The organism is Pedobacter frigidisoli, from assembly GCF_032678525.1.
Classification (GTDB): Bacteria; Bacteroidota; Bacteroidia; order Sphingobacteriales; family Sphingobacteriaceae; genus Pedobacter; species Pedobacter frigidisoli_A.
The window spans coordinates 395,800-412,658 of record NZ_JAVTSE010000005.1 but is presented as its reverse complement, the minus strand read 5'-3'; the positions used below and the strand labels follow the sequence as shown (position 1 = coordinate 412,658).

The following is a 16,859-nucleotide window of genomic DNA, read 5'->3' as shown; positions in this document are numbered from 1 at the left end:
ATTAATAAACGAGCCAACAATTAATGAGAGGTCTTCCTGTATTCGATCTGGCGATTATCTTCATTTACCTTGTTGGGATGATATTAGTTGGTGTTTATTTTTCGCGAAAAAATAAAAATACCGAGCAATTTACAAAAGCCTCGGGCCTCATTCCCGGATGGGCAATAGGTTTATCCATTTATGCTACGTTTCTAAGCAGCAACACTTTTTTAGGGGTTCCCGGAAAAGCATTCGGGAGCAACTGGAATGCATTTGTATTTAGTATCTCTATGCCGCTGGCCGCATGGGTGGCATCGAAATATTTCGTGCCTTTTTACCGCCGCAGTGGAGAGATATCTGCCTACACCCATCTGGAAAAGCGCTTTGGCGCATGGGCAAGGGTATATGCCGTAATTTGTTTCTTGCTCACGCAACTGGCCAGGATGGGTTCTATATTTTTTGGAATTGCCCTGAGTCTGCAGGCCCTAACAGGTTATTCCATGCAGTTGATTATGATTGTAATGGGCATTTGCATTATCTTCTATACCGTTTTGGGGGGAATAGAAGCAGTGATCTGGACAGAAGTGGTTCAGGCAGTTGTTAAAACACTGGGTGCTTTGCTCATTCTCTACCTGATTTTTCGCAACATGGACGGGGGGGTAGCCAGGATAATTGAGATCGGGAAATCGGCCAATAAATTTAGTCTGGGCAGCTTTAAAATGGACTTCACCAGCTCATCCTTTTGGGTGGTCCTGCTGTATGGATTTTTCATTAACCTGAATAACTTTGGGATGGATCAGAACTATATTCAGCGTTATCACACGGCCTCTTCAGCTAAAGCTGCGTCCCGGTCGGTGTGGTTATGTGTATGGTTATATATTCCCGCTTCGCTGTTGTTTTTTATTATAGGATCTTGCCTGTTTGCTTATTATGAGGTTAACCCTGATCTGGTACAGTCTATCAAACATCAGGTAGCGGTAGAACGTTTGCCTTTACACGCTTCGGCAGAGGAGATTTTAAGGGTTCAGCAGGCCTTGCAGCCTGCAGATTACGGCGATAAAATTATGCCGGACTTTATGGTAACGAAAATTCCGGTCGGCTTGGTCGGCTTAATTGTATCCGCCATTTTATCGGCAGCCATGAGTACCATCAGCTCGGGCATGAATGCTTCGGCGACTGTATTTTCGGTTGATATCTATAAACGCTATTTTAAAAAGGATATCACTGAGAAACAAAACCTGTCGATGTTGCACGTGGCCACAATTGGATTTGGTTTACTGGGCATGTTAGCTGGAATTGCGATGATTGGTGTGAAAAGTATATTGGACATGTGGTGGCAGCTATCGGGGATTTTTGCTGCGGGTATGCTCGGCTTATTTCTGCTTGGGATTGTAAGTAAACAAAGCAAAAACCATGAAGCAATTATTGCCACCTTGATAGGGATACTGGTAATTATCTGGATGACTTTTTCTTCACTGTTACCTGAGGAATATGAGGCATTTAGAAATCCGCTACATCAGAATATGATTATTGTGGTGGGAACACTAACCATATTTCTGGTTGGCGTTTCCCTTACGAAAGTTAAAAAGCTTAACACCTGACCCGGGCAACTGCAAAAGCCGGGTAATAAAATAAAACAATAGTTAACACCAGATTACAATGGAAAACTCACAAAAGGGGTTCATCCCGGTTATGCTCACGCCTTTTTTAAGCAATGGCAACATTGATTATCCTGCACTTACTCAATTGACAGAAATTTATCTGCAGGCGGGTGCTTCGGGTCTGTTTGCAAATTGTCTCTCGAGTGAGATGTTTGAATTGAATGAGAAGGAGAGGTTAGAGGCCATTAAGCACGTGGTTAAAACTGTTGATGGCGCTGTTCCGGTGGTTGCTACGGGTACTTTTGGTGGCGCAATTTCGCGACAGGCTGAGTTTGTAAAAAAGGTGAACGACGCAGGTGTGGAAGCTGTAATCATCATCACCAGTCTGCTGGCAGCTGAAAATGAAGCTGATGAAGTGCTGGATGAACGGGTCTCTGATTTGCTGAATCAGACGGGTGAGATTCCCCTTGGCTTTTATGAATGCCCGGTACCTTACAAAAGGGTGTTAAAACCATCACAACTGGCTGAATATGTAGCCAGCGGAAGAGTGATTTACCATAAAGACACCTGTCTCGATCTGGATCAGATCAGGCAAAAGCTCACTTTAACTAAAGGACATGCTTTTGGGCTTTATGATGCCTATATGGGGCACGCAGTTCAATCTTTAAAAGCAGGCGCATCTGGTTTATCCTGTATCCAGGGAAATTACTTCCCCGAGTTAATCGTGTGGCTATGCGACCACTATAACGGTGCGGAATTGCAGCATGAAGTGCAAGTTGTGCAGCAGTTTCTGATCAAAAATATGGAGGTGATGCATGAGGTTTATCCTTTAGTTTCAAAATACTTCCTTCAGAAAAGGGGTTTAAATATCGGTACCTTCACCCGCAGGAATGTGGGGAAGCTAACACCGGCAACAATCAAAAATGTAGACCAATTGTATGCGGATTATGCCGCGCTCAGGAGCGATCTTAATATTGAGGTTTTCGTATAGTAACGGAAACAAAGCGGCCACGGAATGTATTAACTTTTGAACCACCTAAGACATGGGAGAACATCTTAATTGAGATACTTCCTTTTATAATCCAGCGGCGTCATGCCGGTTACTTTCTTAAAATGCCTGTAAAAATTAGATACGTTATTGAAACCGCAATCGAAACAGATCACTTCTGTTGGCAACTTGTTCTCCACCAATAGTCTGCAGGCATGACTTACCCTGATTTCGATCAGGAAATCGTAAAAGGTTTTTTTAGTCATGAGTTTAAAATAGCGGCAGAAGGAGGTAACACTCAGGTTGCTTAGTGAAGCCACTTCTTCAAGCGTGATGTCTTTTTTATAGTTACTCAGCGTATAATTACAAATCTTATTGATCCTTACGGTTTCCGATTCATTGGACTGATAAAATGTATTTTTTCCGCTTACTATGCTATCATACTCGTCGGTTTCTGCGAGCGTCTTAATGATGGACAGCAAAATAATGATCCTGTCGAGATTGGTTGCATCAACAGCCATACGCATCAGGTCAACCAGCTTATCTTTTGCCTTACCTTTAATCACCATACCGCTTTTTGCTTTTTCAAATAATTTTGGAATGAGGTAAGCTTCGGGAAGGGTAAGAATATATTTGCCTAAACAGTCGGGCAAAAAATGAATCACCATTGCTTCAGTATTTAAATCCGGATTGTTCTGAAAATACTCTTCCTTACATCTCCAGGTATGCGGCAGGTTTTCTCCAAGAAGAATCATTTCATCTGGTTCAAAGTTGCTGATGTTGTCGCCGATAAACCGTACGCCTTCCCCTTTAATTACGTAATGTAGTTCCAGTTCGGGATGGTAATGCCAGATGTTTCCGAAGTCGGGCTTAATATCGTGGCGGATGCTGAATGAACTTTGCAGGGTAATGGGTACTTTGTGAAAATGAGGTTTCATGCGTTAGGTTTAAAAATATCTGGTTAGCGGTTCTTCTATGCTCAAAAGCAACAGGTTGACGCCTTAAAGTTAAAACGTATTATGGTAATATCCTATATTAATTAGATAAAAACTATCATTAAAAACGACTGTGGATTGTTGAGTTTTGTAGAAAGGCCGCTAGGCCCTAACCAAAATATAAACCGGCAAATTATTTTTATATAAATTTTTTGTTTATTAATGAAATAATAGAGCATAAAACACAAAGAAATTTTACTAGTTTCGGATAGCCGTTTTTGCCATTTGCAATAACGTTAATTTAACCAAAATTCAATTCACAATAAAATTCAAATTATGAGAGTATCTTTTTTAGCATTGTTGTTAACCTTCTCCAGTATAGCTGTAAGTTTTGCCCAGAACAACGCGGTTGAAGATAAGGCTGCTTATCAAAAGGTAATTACTGAGCGTGCTGATAAAATAGTAGCCAATCTTGGTGTTAAAGATGCCGGAAAAGCAGAGAAGGTGAGAAATGTAATCAGAGATCAGTACAGTAACCTCAATGATATTTACAGCGCGCGCGATGCCAAAGTTGCAGCCATTAAGGATCAGCAGAAAGATAATAAGGTTGAGCGCGATTCGGCCCTGGGTAAACAAGCCCGTATTACTGATGCCGAGCTGGCAAAACTCCACAAAAAGTATATTAGCAAACTTTCTGCTCAATTAACTACTGAGCAGGTTGAAGGGGTGAAAAACGGTATGACCTATAATGTGATGCCCAATACTTATAAAGCCTATCAGGAAGAAATTCTGACTTTAACTGAAGATCAGAAAAAACAGATTTTTACCTGGCTTCACGAGGCACGCGAGCGGGCAATGGATGCAGAATCGTCGGATAAAAAGCATGCCTGGTTCGGTAAGTATAAAGGACGGATCAACAACTATTTATCAGCTGCGGGCTATGATCTGAAAAAAGAGGGCGTAGAGTGGGAGAAGAGGCGGAAGGCGAAGGCGGCTGAAGCAAACTAAAAACCAGAAAAAACAGTAACTAACCAAATAAACTATTATGAGAATTAAAATTTTGAGCAGAGCCTCCCGGGCTCTGTTGGTGCTGCTTTTTGCCTCAACTTTCGCTTTTGCACAGCAGAAACAGATCAGAGGCAAGGTAGTAGACAAGAAAGACGGGCAGCCCATCCCTGGGGTAAGCGTTGGCATTAGAGGTAAAACCAACAACGTTGGTACTAATGATAAAGGTGAATTCGCCTTATACGCAGATCCGGCCACTGATGCATTGGTTTTCTCTTATATTGGCTATGTCAGACAAGTGGTGCCATTGGATGGTAAAGTTACTTTGCAGGTTAACCTTGCCGAAGATTCACAGAATCTGGATGATGATGCCGTTATTGTAGTGGGGTATGGTGTAAAAAAGAAATCTGAAATTTTAGGCTCAGTAGCCAACATAAAAGCAGAAGAAATACAGGATTTACCAGTTCCAAATATCGCAGCTGCTTTGAGGAACAAAATTCAGGGCGTTGGTGTAAATACTGTTTCAGGGAAGCCAGGCTCATCCATTACTTTGAATATCCGTAACTCCACTGCTTCTGAACAATCACAATTATATGGTGTTACATCCGAGCCATTGTATGTAATTGATGGTATTACCGTTTCCAGAGATGAATTTGACAATATCGACGTGTCGATGGTTGAAGATATTTCTTTCCTCAAGGATGCTTCTGCGGCTATCTACGGCGCTTCAGGCGCAAAGGGCGTTGTGTTAATTACTACGAAACGGGGAAAGACTGGCAAACCCAAAATCAGTTACACTGGATATGTTGGCATACAGGATAATACGAGTGATGTTAAAATATTGAGTGCTTACGAACATGCAACATTACTTAATGATGCGAACAAGATCAAAAATGCGGCGACATCTTCTTTATTTTCTGATGCAGATCTGGAATTGCTGAAAAACAATCCCAATAAAAGCTGGTTCGATGAATTGTGGCAAACTGCTACCACAAACCGGCATAATATTAATGTGTCAGGCGGATCAGAAGCAATTACCTTTTTTGCAGGTGGAAATTATTACAATGAAACCGGTAATTATGGCGGTATTACCTATAATAAATACGCTTTTCGTTCGGGTATGAACGCAAAGATATTACCTGGTTTAACTGCAGATGTAACACTGAATTTTGATTTCAATAAAAAAAACAGCGATACTTATAAAAATGGAGGTGAGAATGATCAGGCTTTTTTTCAGCAGCTAATTACCACTCCCATGTGGGTGCCCATACAAATTGATGGTAAGCCGGTAAATTATAATGGTACAACTAACCCGTTGGCAGTTATTAATTCAGGGAATAACATTTTTACCAAATCGCAGGGTTTAAATATCAATGCAGCCATTAACTACAGTCCCACTTTCATTAAAGGCTTAACAGCGAGTGTAAGGTTCGGTAAAAATAACCGCGGCGGAACCAGCGGACAATATGTGCCACCATACACCGTGTATAATTTTAGAATGACAGGGCAAAACGGATTGTTATACACCAATGAGTCCATTGGTTCCGTTACAGCAGTTGGGGTTGCCAACACCTTATTATTAAAAGGAACAACTACCGAATCAAGCTATCAGGCTATTGGGTCATTAAATTACAGCCGCACTTTTGGTAAACATTCTGTATCTGCAATGGCTGCATTTGATCAATCTGAAGGTAACAGTGAATCATTAACAGTGTACTGGAGAAATCAGGTCCTGCCAAATATAGATCAGTATTGGGGATTCGACCAATCTACCTTTACCATGCAGGAGAATACCTTCGGAGAATCTGTACAGCGTTCATACGTTAGTCGTTTTAATTACGATTATGATAAAAAATACTTACTTGAGGCAATTGCCAGATGGGATGCCTCTTCTAATTTTGCTCCTGGAAACAGATGGGGATTATTCCCGAGCTTAGGCATAGGCTGGGTAATCAGTCAGGAAAACTTCTTCAAAGAGAATGTGAAAGTGGTAAATAACCTGAAGGTTAGGGCTAATTATGGTTTGGTAGGGGAGAGCCGTGTGGATGCACGTTTGTGGCAATCCAGATATAAAGTCGATCCTAATGGATATTCGTACAATGAAACTTTATACGGAGGCTTAAACCCGTCCATCTTGCCTAATCCGGATATCACCTGGGAGAAAGCCAGAACAATGAATCTCGGATTGGATGCCTCTTTATTTAATAACAAACTGAATATTACCTATGAATTTTACCACCGATACTCTTATGATATGTTCGATAAAGGAAATAATGAGAACTTCCCGATGTACGCTGGTTTCGAAGCTCCTATAGTAAACTATCAACAGAGAACAGCGTGGGGTCATGAAATTTCCATCGGCTACAAAACCCGGTTTGCAAAAGACTGGAGCATATCTACCGACGTAATGTTCGGATTTGGCAATAGCCGGATTGATCGGATGTTCTACAATCAGTTTCAGTTATGGGATATCACCTACCCTGATTTGAAATATCAGTTTGGTACCAACCCGAATGTATACAATTCATCTAATTATGGCCTGATATCCAAAGGAATGTTCAGAAGTCAGGCTGAAGTAGACGCCTTTTTAAATAAGAATCCTACTTACACCATTAATGGTTCAGTTCCACAGGTTGGTTGGTTGTACTACGAGGACACCAACGGTGATGGTAAGATAACGGAGAAAGATCAGACCCTTATGTTTAAAAAAACCAATGGTTTTGGAGTTGGATTTAATGTTGGTTTAAATTATAAATCATTCAGTTTAGCAACGAACTTTGTAACCCGTTTCGGAGGTAAGGTTTTCTTCGATGCAAAATCCAAAGCACCTGCCAGCAATACGGTAAACGTTCCGGCCTATTGGAAAGACCACTGGACCCCTGAAAATCCGAATGCAGCATTTCCCCGTTATGATGATCCTTCAATCGCTGCTGGCTGGAATTCTACCTTTTGGGCAAGAAGCGGAACCATGATTAGGATTAATAATATGACACTGACCTATAAAATGCCTAAATCATTAACCAGCAGACTTGGACTAAGCGATTCGCGTTTGGTTGTAGCCGGCAATAACCTTTGGACAATCGTAAATCCGCTAGACTACAAAGATCCCTATTCATCAACCATTTATGATTATCCAACACTGAGAACCATTTCAGTTGGACTAAATGTAAGTCTTTAATGTTTGTTAACGTAAATCAAGCCAAAATGAATTTTAAAATTAAATATGCATTCGCCATTGGTATTATGTCGGTGCTCACCATATTAATATCTTCCTGTAAAAAAGATTTTTTCGATTTGAAAGACCGTAACGGTATGGATTCGAGGATATGGGATAATGAAGGGTCAATACAATTTTTATTGAATGATACCTATGACGTGGCCATGCCAGACTATCCCTATGAAATAACCGCTGATAATGTCATTTATGCCAGCGATGAAGATAAATATTCCTCTTCAGAATCCATTATGCGTAAAGCGATTGGAGTAAACGGTACGCTAACCTCTAATGATGTGAAATACATTGCAACAAAATATCAGGGAAATAAGGGCGACAACAGGTACTTTGATATTGCCCGTTGTAATACGGCTATTGCAGAAATACCGAAGGGGACCTTATCGCAAACCTCAAAAGATAAATTAAGAGGACAATTTTTTGCTTTAAGGGCACTAACATACTTTCAACTGGTAAGGCTTTATGGCGGTGTACCCTTAGTCTTAACTGCCCAGGATCCTGACAATATTACCTTGTCAGGGAGAGCAAAAGCATCAGTTTGCTTTCAGGCAATAGTAAGCGATTTGGATTCAGCGATGAAGCTGCTCACGGGCGTAACCTGGGCAGATGCAACCGAACGAGGTAAATTTACCCGTCAGGCTGCAGCGGCACTAAAAGCAAGGGCTTTGCTTTATTGGGCAAGCCCACAATTTAACCCGACTACAATTTCTGCACACCCGTTCGACCAGTCGAGATGGCAAAAGGCTTATGATGCCAATAAAGAAGCCTATGAAATTTGCAAAACTGCCGGAGCTTCCTTAATGCCAAATTATTCAGACATCTTTTTAAAAGAGGGTACTTCTAACCCGGAAGCGATCATTGTGCGTTCTTATTCTGCAAAATTGGCTAAGCGGGGCCAAAATGTGGAACAAAAAAGCCGCCCAACGGAAGAGGGTGGAAATGCTTCGGCATTTAATCCAACCCTTCAGTTGGTAAATGCCTATACAATGAAAGATGGTGTGCCGATAGGTCAGGGAAGTTCTTTTACATATGACCCGGTTTTGTTTTGGGTTAACCGAGATCCACGGTTAGATGCCACTATAGCGTATAACGGCAGTAGTTGGAAACTAAGTGGTTCAGCAACCAGGAGGCAGTGGTGTTATACCGGCGGCATTACAGAAGCTTCACCGCAGGGTTTTTACCTTAAAAAATTCTGTGATCCGGATCTTGCAAAGGGATCTGTAGCTTATGCAAATGACTACGGCGGTAATGGTTTGGATTGGGTAGAACTTCGTTTTGCGGAAGTCATCATGAATTACGCTGAATGTGCAAATGAAGTTGGAAACCTGCAGGAGGCAAAGGATTTAGTAAAATTAATCAGAATAAGAGCTGGTATTCAAGCCGGTACTAAAAATTATGGACTGGACCTGGCTACCACAAAAGAGCAAATGCGTTCGTTGATCACTAATGAACGAATGGTTGAATTTTGCTTTGAAGGAAAACGGTCATTTGATTTACGCAGAATGCGTCAGTATCACTTGTTATCAGGTAACATGCAAACGATTCAATGGACTGTTAAAACCACTGCCCTTAAAACAGAGCTGGAAACTGTAGGTACCAACGGAATACGTTTTCGGGAAGGGATTAACATCAATGACAGAACCACATTTGATAAATATTTTTCCACATCAAATGTAAATCAGGGTGCCACTGGATTTGCTGTGTTGGATACCTACTACTTTTATGCCTTGCCCTCAACATTTATGAATTCAAGCCCGCTTCTGGATCAAACCATTGGATGGGATGGGGGCACATTCGATCCTTTGTAGTCTGGTTGTTAACTTTAATAAAGTCAAAATGAAAAAAAATATAAAATACCTCGGTCTGTTTTTTATGACTGCGCTTCTTTTTTCAGCGTGTAAAAAAGAAACAGAAAACATATTTAACATGTTTTCTGATGTTACGGTCACTTACACTGCCAACAGCAAGTATGCGGTAACTGACTATAAAGATGTAAACGTTGGAGACAGTGTATATATAGAATATAATATTGAGTCTGCTAAAACCGATATGTATGCGGCGTGTATTTTTGAAACCTCCTCTGCAATACCGACTAAGATCACTCTTGATGATTCGCAAAGAAGAAAAGCTTCGGGAATTTTTAAAATCAAGATGGACACACGTGTAGGAAAAATTTCTTACCGGGTTTGGGCACTTGATAAAGGAGGGATTTACCTGGGAGACGGATATAAGACTATCACCCTTAATGTTTTACCTGATTATAAATATTGGGCATCAAGGGAATTCTTTATTCCCGACTCCGTAGGTAAAAATTCAAATTCCTATATATCACTAACTGATGGTCAGTTATATACGTACAACAATGGAAAAGATAATACCGGTAAGATAGATTTGGGCTTATACAGGGCGCCAGTGATAGGAACCGGCGGTGCTATTACAGGATATTTGTATAATGTATATGCTCTTGATGCCAATCCGATGCCCTTTGGTGCCTACGACATGAGCTCATGGACAAATAAGAGGGCGACTTTAGTTGCTGCACCCAAAACAGGCCAGGCTTCAGCCTTTACAGCATTAAGGACAGGTGCTCAGATTATTACCGCAGGTAAAAGCGCAAAACCTACCATTAAATCAATCACAACGGGACTTGGTGCCGGCAGTTTGTTTTACTTTCTAACGCCCGAAGGAAAGTATGGGGCATTTTATGTTAACTCTATTTCGAGCAACAACTCAACCCGAGGCATATTTTTAAATGTTGATATAAAGGTGCAAAATTAAATAAGTTTAATTGTTAGTTAGGAGGGAGGTCACCATTTTGGGGCCTCTTTTTTTTTGCTTTTTCAAAGTGGAAATAACAGAAATAGAATTCAGTTTTTGATTTTGTATAGCTATATAAGGACAAGACAATAAGACAAAAATAAGACAGTTGTTCGGGAGCTCTTCGGGAAGTGTTCGGGAAACCTCCTGCCGGGCTTCGGGAAACCTTGCGGAATTGTTCGGCAACGAGTGCGGATGGTATCGGGAATCCTCCCAGACAATATGCAGAAAACTTCTGGAAAAGTTCGGGTAATGTTCTCCTGGTCATCGGCTGGCAGTAAAAGAATGCCCGATGTTTACCTGAACTTTTCTACTACTTTTTCCAGAGTTTAGTATAATCCAAGTGCAATGCTACTCAACAGTATCGTAACAAATGTACGTATCATCTACACAAACGAGACCAGCGATCTCAATGTATTTCATCGTTCAAAATAAGACTGTTAGGTTTTGAGGCTTGGTAAAAATGACCTAAATTTCAGGAAATTAGGGTGACAAATAAAAAAATAAATTTTTTATTTAAATATTGTATTTATATATGAATTTATTTGTACCTTGGATCATTGTTTCGTTAATACAAATTGTTGAGTTGTATCATTGAGACTAGAATTGTTTAAAAAACAATCTAACCAAAATATAAAAAACCGTAATCAAAAAATAAATGAGCCGTTCCGCAGAATCTGTTTGGTGTGTAAATCATTGTAATTTTCAATAATCATTTAGTAACTATCAGCTGATCTGGTTATCTGTTTCTATAGGAAAAAAAATAAAATCAAATTTTAAATCAATGTGACTGGCTTCTTGCTCTTTAGCTGTTTACATCGAGAACTAACCAAATAATAAATATGAACTTAAAATTTTTACGCAAATTTTCATTGTTCTTGCTGCTATTACTATGTGCAAGTTCAGCTCTATTTGCCCAGGTACGAAAGGTAACGGGTAAGGTGGTAGACCAGTCTGATGGTCAGGGCATCCCAGGGGTGAATGTTAGCCTTAAAGGTATTCCTAGTAATGTAAGTACGAATAGCGACGGTGTGTTTACCATTCAGGTAAGAAGTGATGCTGATGTCCTGGTGTTTTCTTATATAGGGTATGTAAGACAACAGGTTACAGTGGGATCAAAAGATGCGATAACTGTTAAGCTGGTTTCAGAAAATAAGAACCTGGAAGACGTAGTAGTGGTGGGGTACGGCGTACAAAAACGCACAACCTTAACAGGATCTGTTGTCGATATTAAAGCTTCAGAAATTGAAGACCTGCCTGGTACTAACGTAGCCGCCGCTTTAAGTGGCAGGCTACTGGGTGTTGGCGTTAGTGGAGGTGTTGCACGTCCAGGTACACCCGCGAAAATTACAATAAGAAATCCAAATACGATTTTCTCTAAAGATGGAGGAAGTACAGATCCTTTATACGTAATAGATGGTGTGATTCAGATTGATGGTCAAGGTAAACCGGATGCCACGAATTTTGGGAACCTTGATGCCTCAGAGATTGAGAGCATGTCATTTTTGAAAGATGCGTCTGCGGCTATCTATGGTACAAGAGGCGGAAATGGGGTAGTGTTAGTAACAACTAAACGTGGAAAAACGGGTAAACCTAGAATTTCATACAGTGGTTCTTACGCTATTAATGACGAGGCTTACCGTACCAAAATGATGAGCGCATACCAGTTTGGCCAATACTTCAACATTATGAATGGTCCGAATGGGGGGGCGAAGATTCCTGGAGTAGATAATTTTTTCACAGACGATGAACTGGAGCATTTCAAGACTATCGATTATGATCGCCTGGAAGATGCCTGGAAATCCGCATACGATGTTCGTCACACCTTAAGTGTGAGCGGTGGTGCTGACCGTGCAACCTATTTTGCTAATGCATCATACAACAAACAAACAGGTAATTTAGCAACACTAGATTTCAGCAGATGGAATTTTAGAGCCGGTACAGACGTTACCGTCGCCTCTAACTTGAAGGTTGGTTTACAGGTTTCGGGTAACAGTGGTGATTTGGTAAAAACCTTTAATAAAGTTTCAGGCGAAGGGGTTGAGGATGATTATAAAAACCTGCTCTTAGCTCCTAGATATGTTCCTGATTATATCAATGGTTTACCGGTAAAACTTCCTGGTACTACAAATGACTTATCAAGATATCATTTCAACGAAATCAATAGGTTAAATAACCTGGCTACAACCAAATCTAATCTGTTTACCGTAAATGCTTATGCAGAATATGAAGCTCCATTCATTAAAGGGCTAAAAGCCAGGTTCGCTTATGCAAGAAATACAGGTAACTCAGTGGGCGACCAGATAGGGACATCTTATACATTATATGAATTTAACAGATTAGGGACAAATAAACACATTTATGAGGGTGCAACAGTAGCCAGTTCATTAAGGGTTACCAATGGCGATCGCTTGTATTACTCGAATACAAACCAAAAAAGCGAACAAACCAATTTTGTTCTAAATTATGCACGTGATTTTGGAAAGCATTCAGTAAGTGGATTGTTTACTGTGGAGAAATCAGAATCTGAAAACTCGCAGCAGGTTGTATATAAAGCCAGTCCGATTGCAGCTACTAATGGTCAATTCAACTCGGCAACGGGGGCAATCGATGGTTCTACAAGTGCAAACGAGGCTGGGACACTATCTTATGTAGGTAGAGCAAATTATGCTTACGCCAATAAATATCTTGCGGAGTTTTTATTCAGAACAGATGCTTCAACGAAATTTGCACCTGAAAATTATTGGGGCAAGTTTTATTCGGGATCTGTTGGTTGGGTAATTTCAGAGGAGAGTTTCTTTAAAGTACCCGCAGTTAATTACCTAAAGCTGAGATATGCTTTCGGAGTTCTTGGAAACGATCAGACCAAAGCCTGGTTGTGGAGACAGCGTTACACATTTCAGGATGGTAAAGGTGGTGTATTCGGAGGGAATAGTGCAGCTACCACTGGTTTTAAAATGGAAGCTGCCCCAAACAGAGACGCAACCTGGAGTACAGAATATAAAAATAATGTTGGTATAGATGCTAAATTCCTTGCCAACCGATTATCACTGAACGTGGAGGGTTACTATAATTTGGCCAGAAATATTTTGATCGAGCCTACAGCGAGCATCCCGGTAACTGTTGGGGGTACTGTAGCATCCGTAAACTTTGGAGCAGCTGATTATTTTGGTTACGAACTTGGTATCTCCTGGGATGATAAAATTGGATCTGACTTTAATTATGGTGTAAGTGCACGTTTTGGCTGGAACGATGATAAAGTGAAAGTGGGTAACTTCAATGCCAATGATGCATTAAAGCCGTGGTTAGCGCAGGTTAATCAATCTTCAGATAATGGAAAATGGGGATACGATTATATGGGAATGTTCAAAACACCGGAAGATGTAGCCAACTATATCAATCAGTATAAAATAACACAGGTTTTTGGTGTACCTGTATCACAACTGAAACCCGGTACATTGTATTATCGTGATGTTAGAGGTCAGTTGCAGTCAGACGGAACTTTTGCCGGACCGGACGGAATTATTGACGCAAACGATCAGATTCAGTTGTCACATAAGGCAACAAATCACTATGGATTCGGTATCACATTAAAAGCAGGTTACAAAGGTATAAGTGTTGATGCCGTATTAGCGGGCTCTTTCGGAGGTTGGTCTGAAATTGATGAAAGAAAAGCACTAAACGTATCTATTGCGAGAAATTTCACCAGTTTACCAAGTATCTGGGGAAATATATATGATCCGGTTATCAACCCTGAGGGAGTGATGCCAAATCCAAATTTCGCCGATATTAACTTAACTCCGACATCAAATTTTTATAAAGTGAGTGCATTCAGATTGCGGATACCAAGTTTTAATATTAGCTACACCTTTCCGAAATCAATGCTGGAAAAAGTTAAAATCAATAACGCAAGGGTATTTTTATCTGCGCTTAATCCTGCTAATCTGTATAACCCATATAGTTACAAAGGACCTGATGGTGCATGGGATGCTTACCCGAATTTAATGACATATTCACTTGGTGTTAACTTAACCTTTTAATCAGGTTAGTTTCGTAAAATCAATAATCTATAACAGAGATGAAAAGAAATAAAATATTGGTATTATTTACAGCTGCTGCAATGTTAGTGGCAGGTTGTAAAGACACATTTCTTGAAGAAAAAAGAGATTTAGCCGGATATAATGAGGAAGTTTTTAAAGATGCGGCACTTGCACAAGGCTATGTCGACTACGTATACGGTTTATTTTTGCCTGGAAATAACGCTCAGTCCCTTTCCTGGAACCTGGCCACGGCAAATGATAATTTTGCTAGAACAACCGACGAGTTTGCAGGGGAGACTGATTTCAATAAGGTTTGGTCAACTATTAGCTACACCAATAGTCATGCATTAAATTATTTTGGTGCCAGACTTAGTACCAGCATTGTGAATAATCCGTATACAAGATTAAAACAAATTAATATCTTTCTTGCCGAAATTGATAAGTACGGGCTTCCGGAAGATACCAGAAACAAGTTGAAAGGCCAGATGTATTTCTGGAGAGCATGGCAATATTTTGATTTGGTTAGACTTTACGGAGGGGTTCCTTTAGCATTAGTTCCTCAAGATCCTATAAGCGATGATGGTACTTCCTTGCAAATTCCGAGAAGTTCTTCGTCAGATTGTATCAAACAAATCGTTACCGATTTAGATTTAGCACAGTCTTTATTACCTGGAAAATGGGGAAGTACAGATTGGGGACGCATTACCAGCGGAGCCTGCGCCGCACTTAAAGGAAGGGTTTTGTTGACATGGGCAAGTCCGTTGTTTAACCGGAACGATGACGCTGCACGTTGGGAAGAAGCCTATAAAGCTAATCTTGCTGCCAAAACGTTACTTGAAGCGAATGGTAGTGCCTTATTTAAAACTGGCGGTACTGCGAATGGAGTAGCATGGGGTAATATGTGGTTTACTGAAGTAAATAATCCTGAAGCTGTTATCGTGTACGGCTTTAATAATCTGGCCATCGGCGGAACTACTACTAAAAACAATGGATGGGAACAAGCAGCCAGATCAAAAGAATTAAATGGTGGAGGTTCTCTTTCTCCTACAAAACAAATCGTAGATGCTTTTCCGATGAAGGATGGTAAAATGCCAGGTTCTTCCACTTATACCTACGATGCAAAGAAATTCTATAAAAACCGTGATCCACGTTTTTACAAAACCTTTGTCTACAATGGAGCAGTTTGGCCCTATAATGGAAGTACAGGGGCAAATTTCAAGCAATGGACGTATAAATGGTATAACAACGCAACCGCTACTATTCCAAGCTTAACTACAGAAACAAAAGGGGCAAATTCAAGTGGTATATATTTGTGTAAAGCAACTGACCCTGCAGCCTCAAATGCCAATGGAAATTTTCAGCAGAATGGGATGGATTATATGGAAATGCGTTTCGCAGAGGTTGTACTAAATTTGGCAGAATCTGCTATCGGCTCTAACAGGCTTTCAGAAGGTCTGGAAGGTATCAAATCTATCAGAGAACGAGCGGGTGTAGAAAATTTAGACGGGGCATACGGACTGGGTGGCTTAACTAGCAGAGATCAGCTTTTTGGTGCTGTAATTAAAGAGCGTGGCATCGAGTTCGCATACGAAGGAAAACGTTTCTTTGATTTAAGACGCTGGATGCTTTTTGAAGAAAACTCTCCTACAGCTGCCCGTTTAGGTATTAAGCCTTTAAACGGTACTCGTAGAACAGGATATTTCATCACAGTGAAAACCACCGCAGGCGCAAGATATAATGGTAGCACAGATCCGTTGATAAAACCTGCTACAGGAAATGCACCGGTTATTGACAGGGATCCGGCAACTTATCCTACCCCAAATGGTAGTGCTAACTATGCTGCATATCTAGATTACTTGTATGATAACTATTTTGTGATAACAGAAAAAGATGACCTTGACGTAACTAATCCAGCCAACTGGAAGTTTACCTGGTATCCACAATATTATTTCTTTGGATTGAACGAAAACATTTTAAGTGCTTCTCCATACCTGGAACAGACTACAGGCTGGAATAGCTTAAAAGGTGCAGGAACATTCGATCCGTTGAAATAACAAGACATTCGGAGGAGATATCTTCTCGCTCCGTGTTTTATATATTTGGTTTTAAAAAGGGGAGCAGCGAGTGCTCTCCTTTTTTATTTAAGAATGTTACATTTATATATGAAAAATATTCCTATCTTGGATCGTGGCTTTTAAAGGTGCTTTCTGATGTTTTTATCGTCAGTTTATTTGTTCGAATAACACAATTTTAAACAACTGC

General features: G+C 40.4%; 9 protein-coding genes. 8 read left to right on the top strand and 1 reads right to left on the bottom strand.

Annotated features, from left to right (window positions below; translation table 11 throughout):
• Positions 1–23: 23 nt before the first annotated feature.
• On the top strand, positions 24–1,580 hold the full coding sequence (locus R2Q80_RS16195) for a sodium:solute symporter (RefSeq protein WP_316800596.1): 1,557 nt from the start codon (positions 24–26) through the stop codon (positions 1,578–1,580).
• Positions 1,581–1,638: 58 nt separating this feature from the next.
• Positions 1,639–2,571 (top strand): dihydrodipicolinate synthase family protein, encoded by a 933-nt coding sequence (locus R2Q80_RS16190; RefSeq protein ID WP_316800595.1) that lies wholly within the window; start codon positions 1,639–1,641, stop codon positions 2,569–2,571.
• A 65-nt stretch (positions 2,572–2,636) separates the two neighbouring features.
• Here the strand turns inward: R2Q80_RS16190 and R2Q80_RS16185 are convergent, their stop codons facing one another.
• On the bottom strand, positions 2,637–3,506 hold the full coding sequence (locus R2Q80_RS16185) for an AraC family transcriptional regulator (protein ID WP_316800594.1): 870 nt from the start codon (positions 3,504–3,506) through the stop codon (positions 2,637–2,639).
• A 333-nt stretch (positions 3,507–3,839) separates the two neighbouring features.
• Here R2Q80_RS16185 and R2Q80_RS16180 point away from each other — a divergent pair, with 333 nt between their 5' ends.
• From R2Q80_RS16180 to R2Q80_RS16155, 6 genes are all read left to right on the top strand, one after another.
• Positions 3,840–4,511: a DUF3826 domain-containing protein gene (locus tag R2Q80_RS16180; protein ID WP_316800593.1), complete on the top strand. Its 672-nt coding sequence runs from the start codon at positions 3,840–3,842 to the stop codon at positions 4,509–4,511.
• A gap of 37 nt (positions 4,512–4,548) precedes the next feature.
• A complete protein-coding gene (locus tag R2Q80_RS16175) occupies positions 4,549–7,686 on the top strand; it encodes a TonB-dependent receptor (RefSeq protein ID WP_316800592.1) in 3,138 nt (1,045 codons plus the stop codon).
• 26 nt (positions 7,687–7,712) lie between these two features.
• Entirely contained in the window at positions 7,713–9,548 is a 1,836-nt protein-coding gene (locus tag R2Q80_RS16170) for a RagB/SusD family nutrient uptake outer membrane protein (protein ID WP_316800591.1), read from the top strand.
• Between the two features lie 28 nt (positions 9,549–9,576).
• On the top strand, positions 9,577–10,518 hold the full coding sequence (locus R2Q80_RS16165; protein WP_316800590.1) for a hypothetical protein: 942 nt from the start codon (positions 9,577–9,579) through the stop codon (positions 10,516–10,518).
• A gap of 881 nt (positions 10,519–11,399) precedes the next feature.
• On the top strand, positions 11,400–14,597 hold the full coding sequence (locus tag R2Q80_RS16160) for a SusC/RagA family TonB-linked outer membrane protein (RefSeq protein ID WP_316800589.1): 3,198 nt from the start codon (positions 11,400–11,402) through the stop codon (positions 14,595–14,597).
• 38 nt (positions 14,598–14,635) lie between these two features.
• Entirely contained in the window at positions 14,636–16,651 is a 2,016-nt protein-coding gene (locus tag R2Q80_RS16155; RefSeq protein WP_047800699.1) for a RagB/SusD family nutrient uptake outer membrane protein, read from the top strand.
• Positions 16,652–16,859 lie beyond the last annotated feature (208 nt).

Excerpts from the sequence above, each read along its gene's own strand:
- R2Q80_RS16180 (WP_316800593.1), top strand. The coding sequence starts at position 3,840 with ATGAGAGTATCTTTTTTAGCATTGTTGTTAACCTTCTCCAGTATAGCT.
- R2Q80_RS16190 (WP_316800595.1), top strand. The coding sequence starts at position 1,639 with ATGGAAAACTCACAAAAGGGGTTCATCCCGGTTATGCTCACGCCTTTT.
- R2Q80_RS16155 (WP_047800699.1), top strand. The coding sequence starts at position 14,636 with ATGAAAAGAAATAAAATATTGGTATTATTTACAGCTGCTGCAATGTTA.
- R2Q80_RS16175 (WP_316800592.1), top strand. The coding sequence starts at position 4,549 with ATGAGAATTAAAATTTTGAGCAGAGCCTCCCGGGCTCTGTTGGTGCTG.
- R2Q80_RS16170 (WP_316800591.1), top strand. The coding sequence starts at position 7,713 with ATGAATTTTAAAATTAAATATGCATTCGCCATTGGTATTATGTCGGTG.
- R2Q80_RS16160 (WP_316800589.1), top strand. The coding sequence starts at position 11,400 with ATGAACTTAAAATTTTTACGCAAATTTTCATTGTTCTTGCTGCTATTA.
- R2Q80_RS16185 (WP_316800594.1), bottom strand. The coding sequence starts at position 3,506 with ATGAAACCTCATTTTCACAAAGTACCCATTACCCTGCAAAGTTCATTC.
- R2Q80_RS16195 (WP_316800596.1), top strand. The coding sequence starts at position 24 with ATGAGAGGTCTTCCTGTATTCGATCTGGCGATTATCTTCATTTACCTT.
- R2Q80_RS16165 (WP_316800590.1), top strand. The coding sequence starts at position 9,577 with ATGAAAAAAAATATAAAATACCTCGGTCTGTTTTTTATGACTGCGCTT.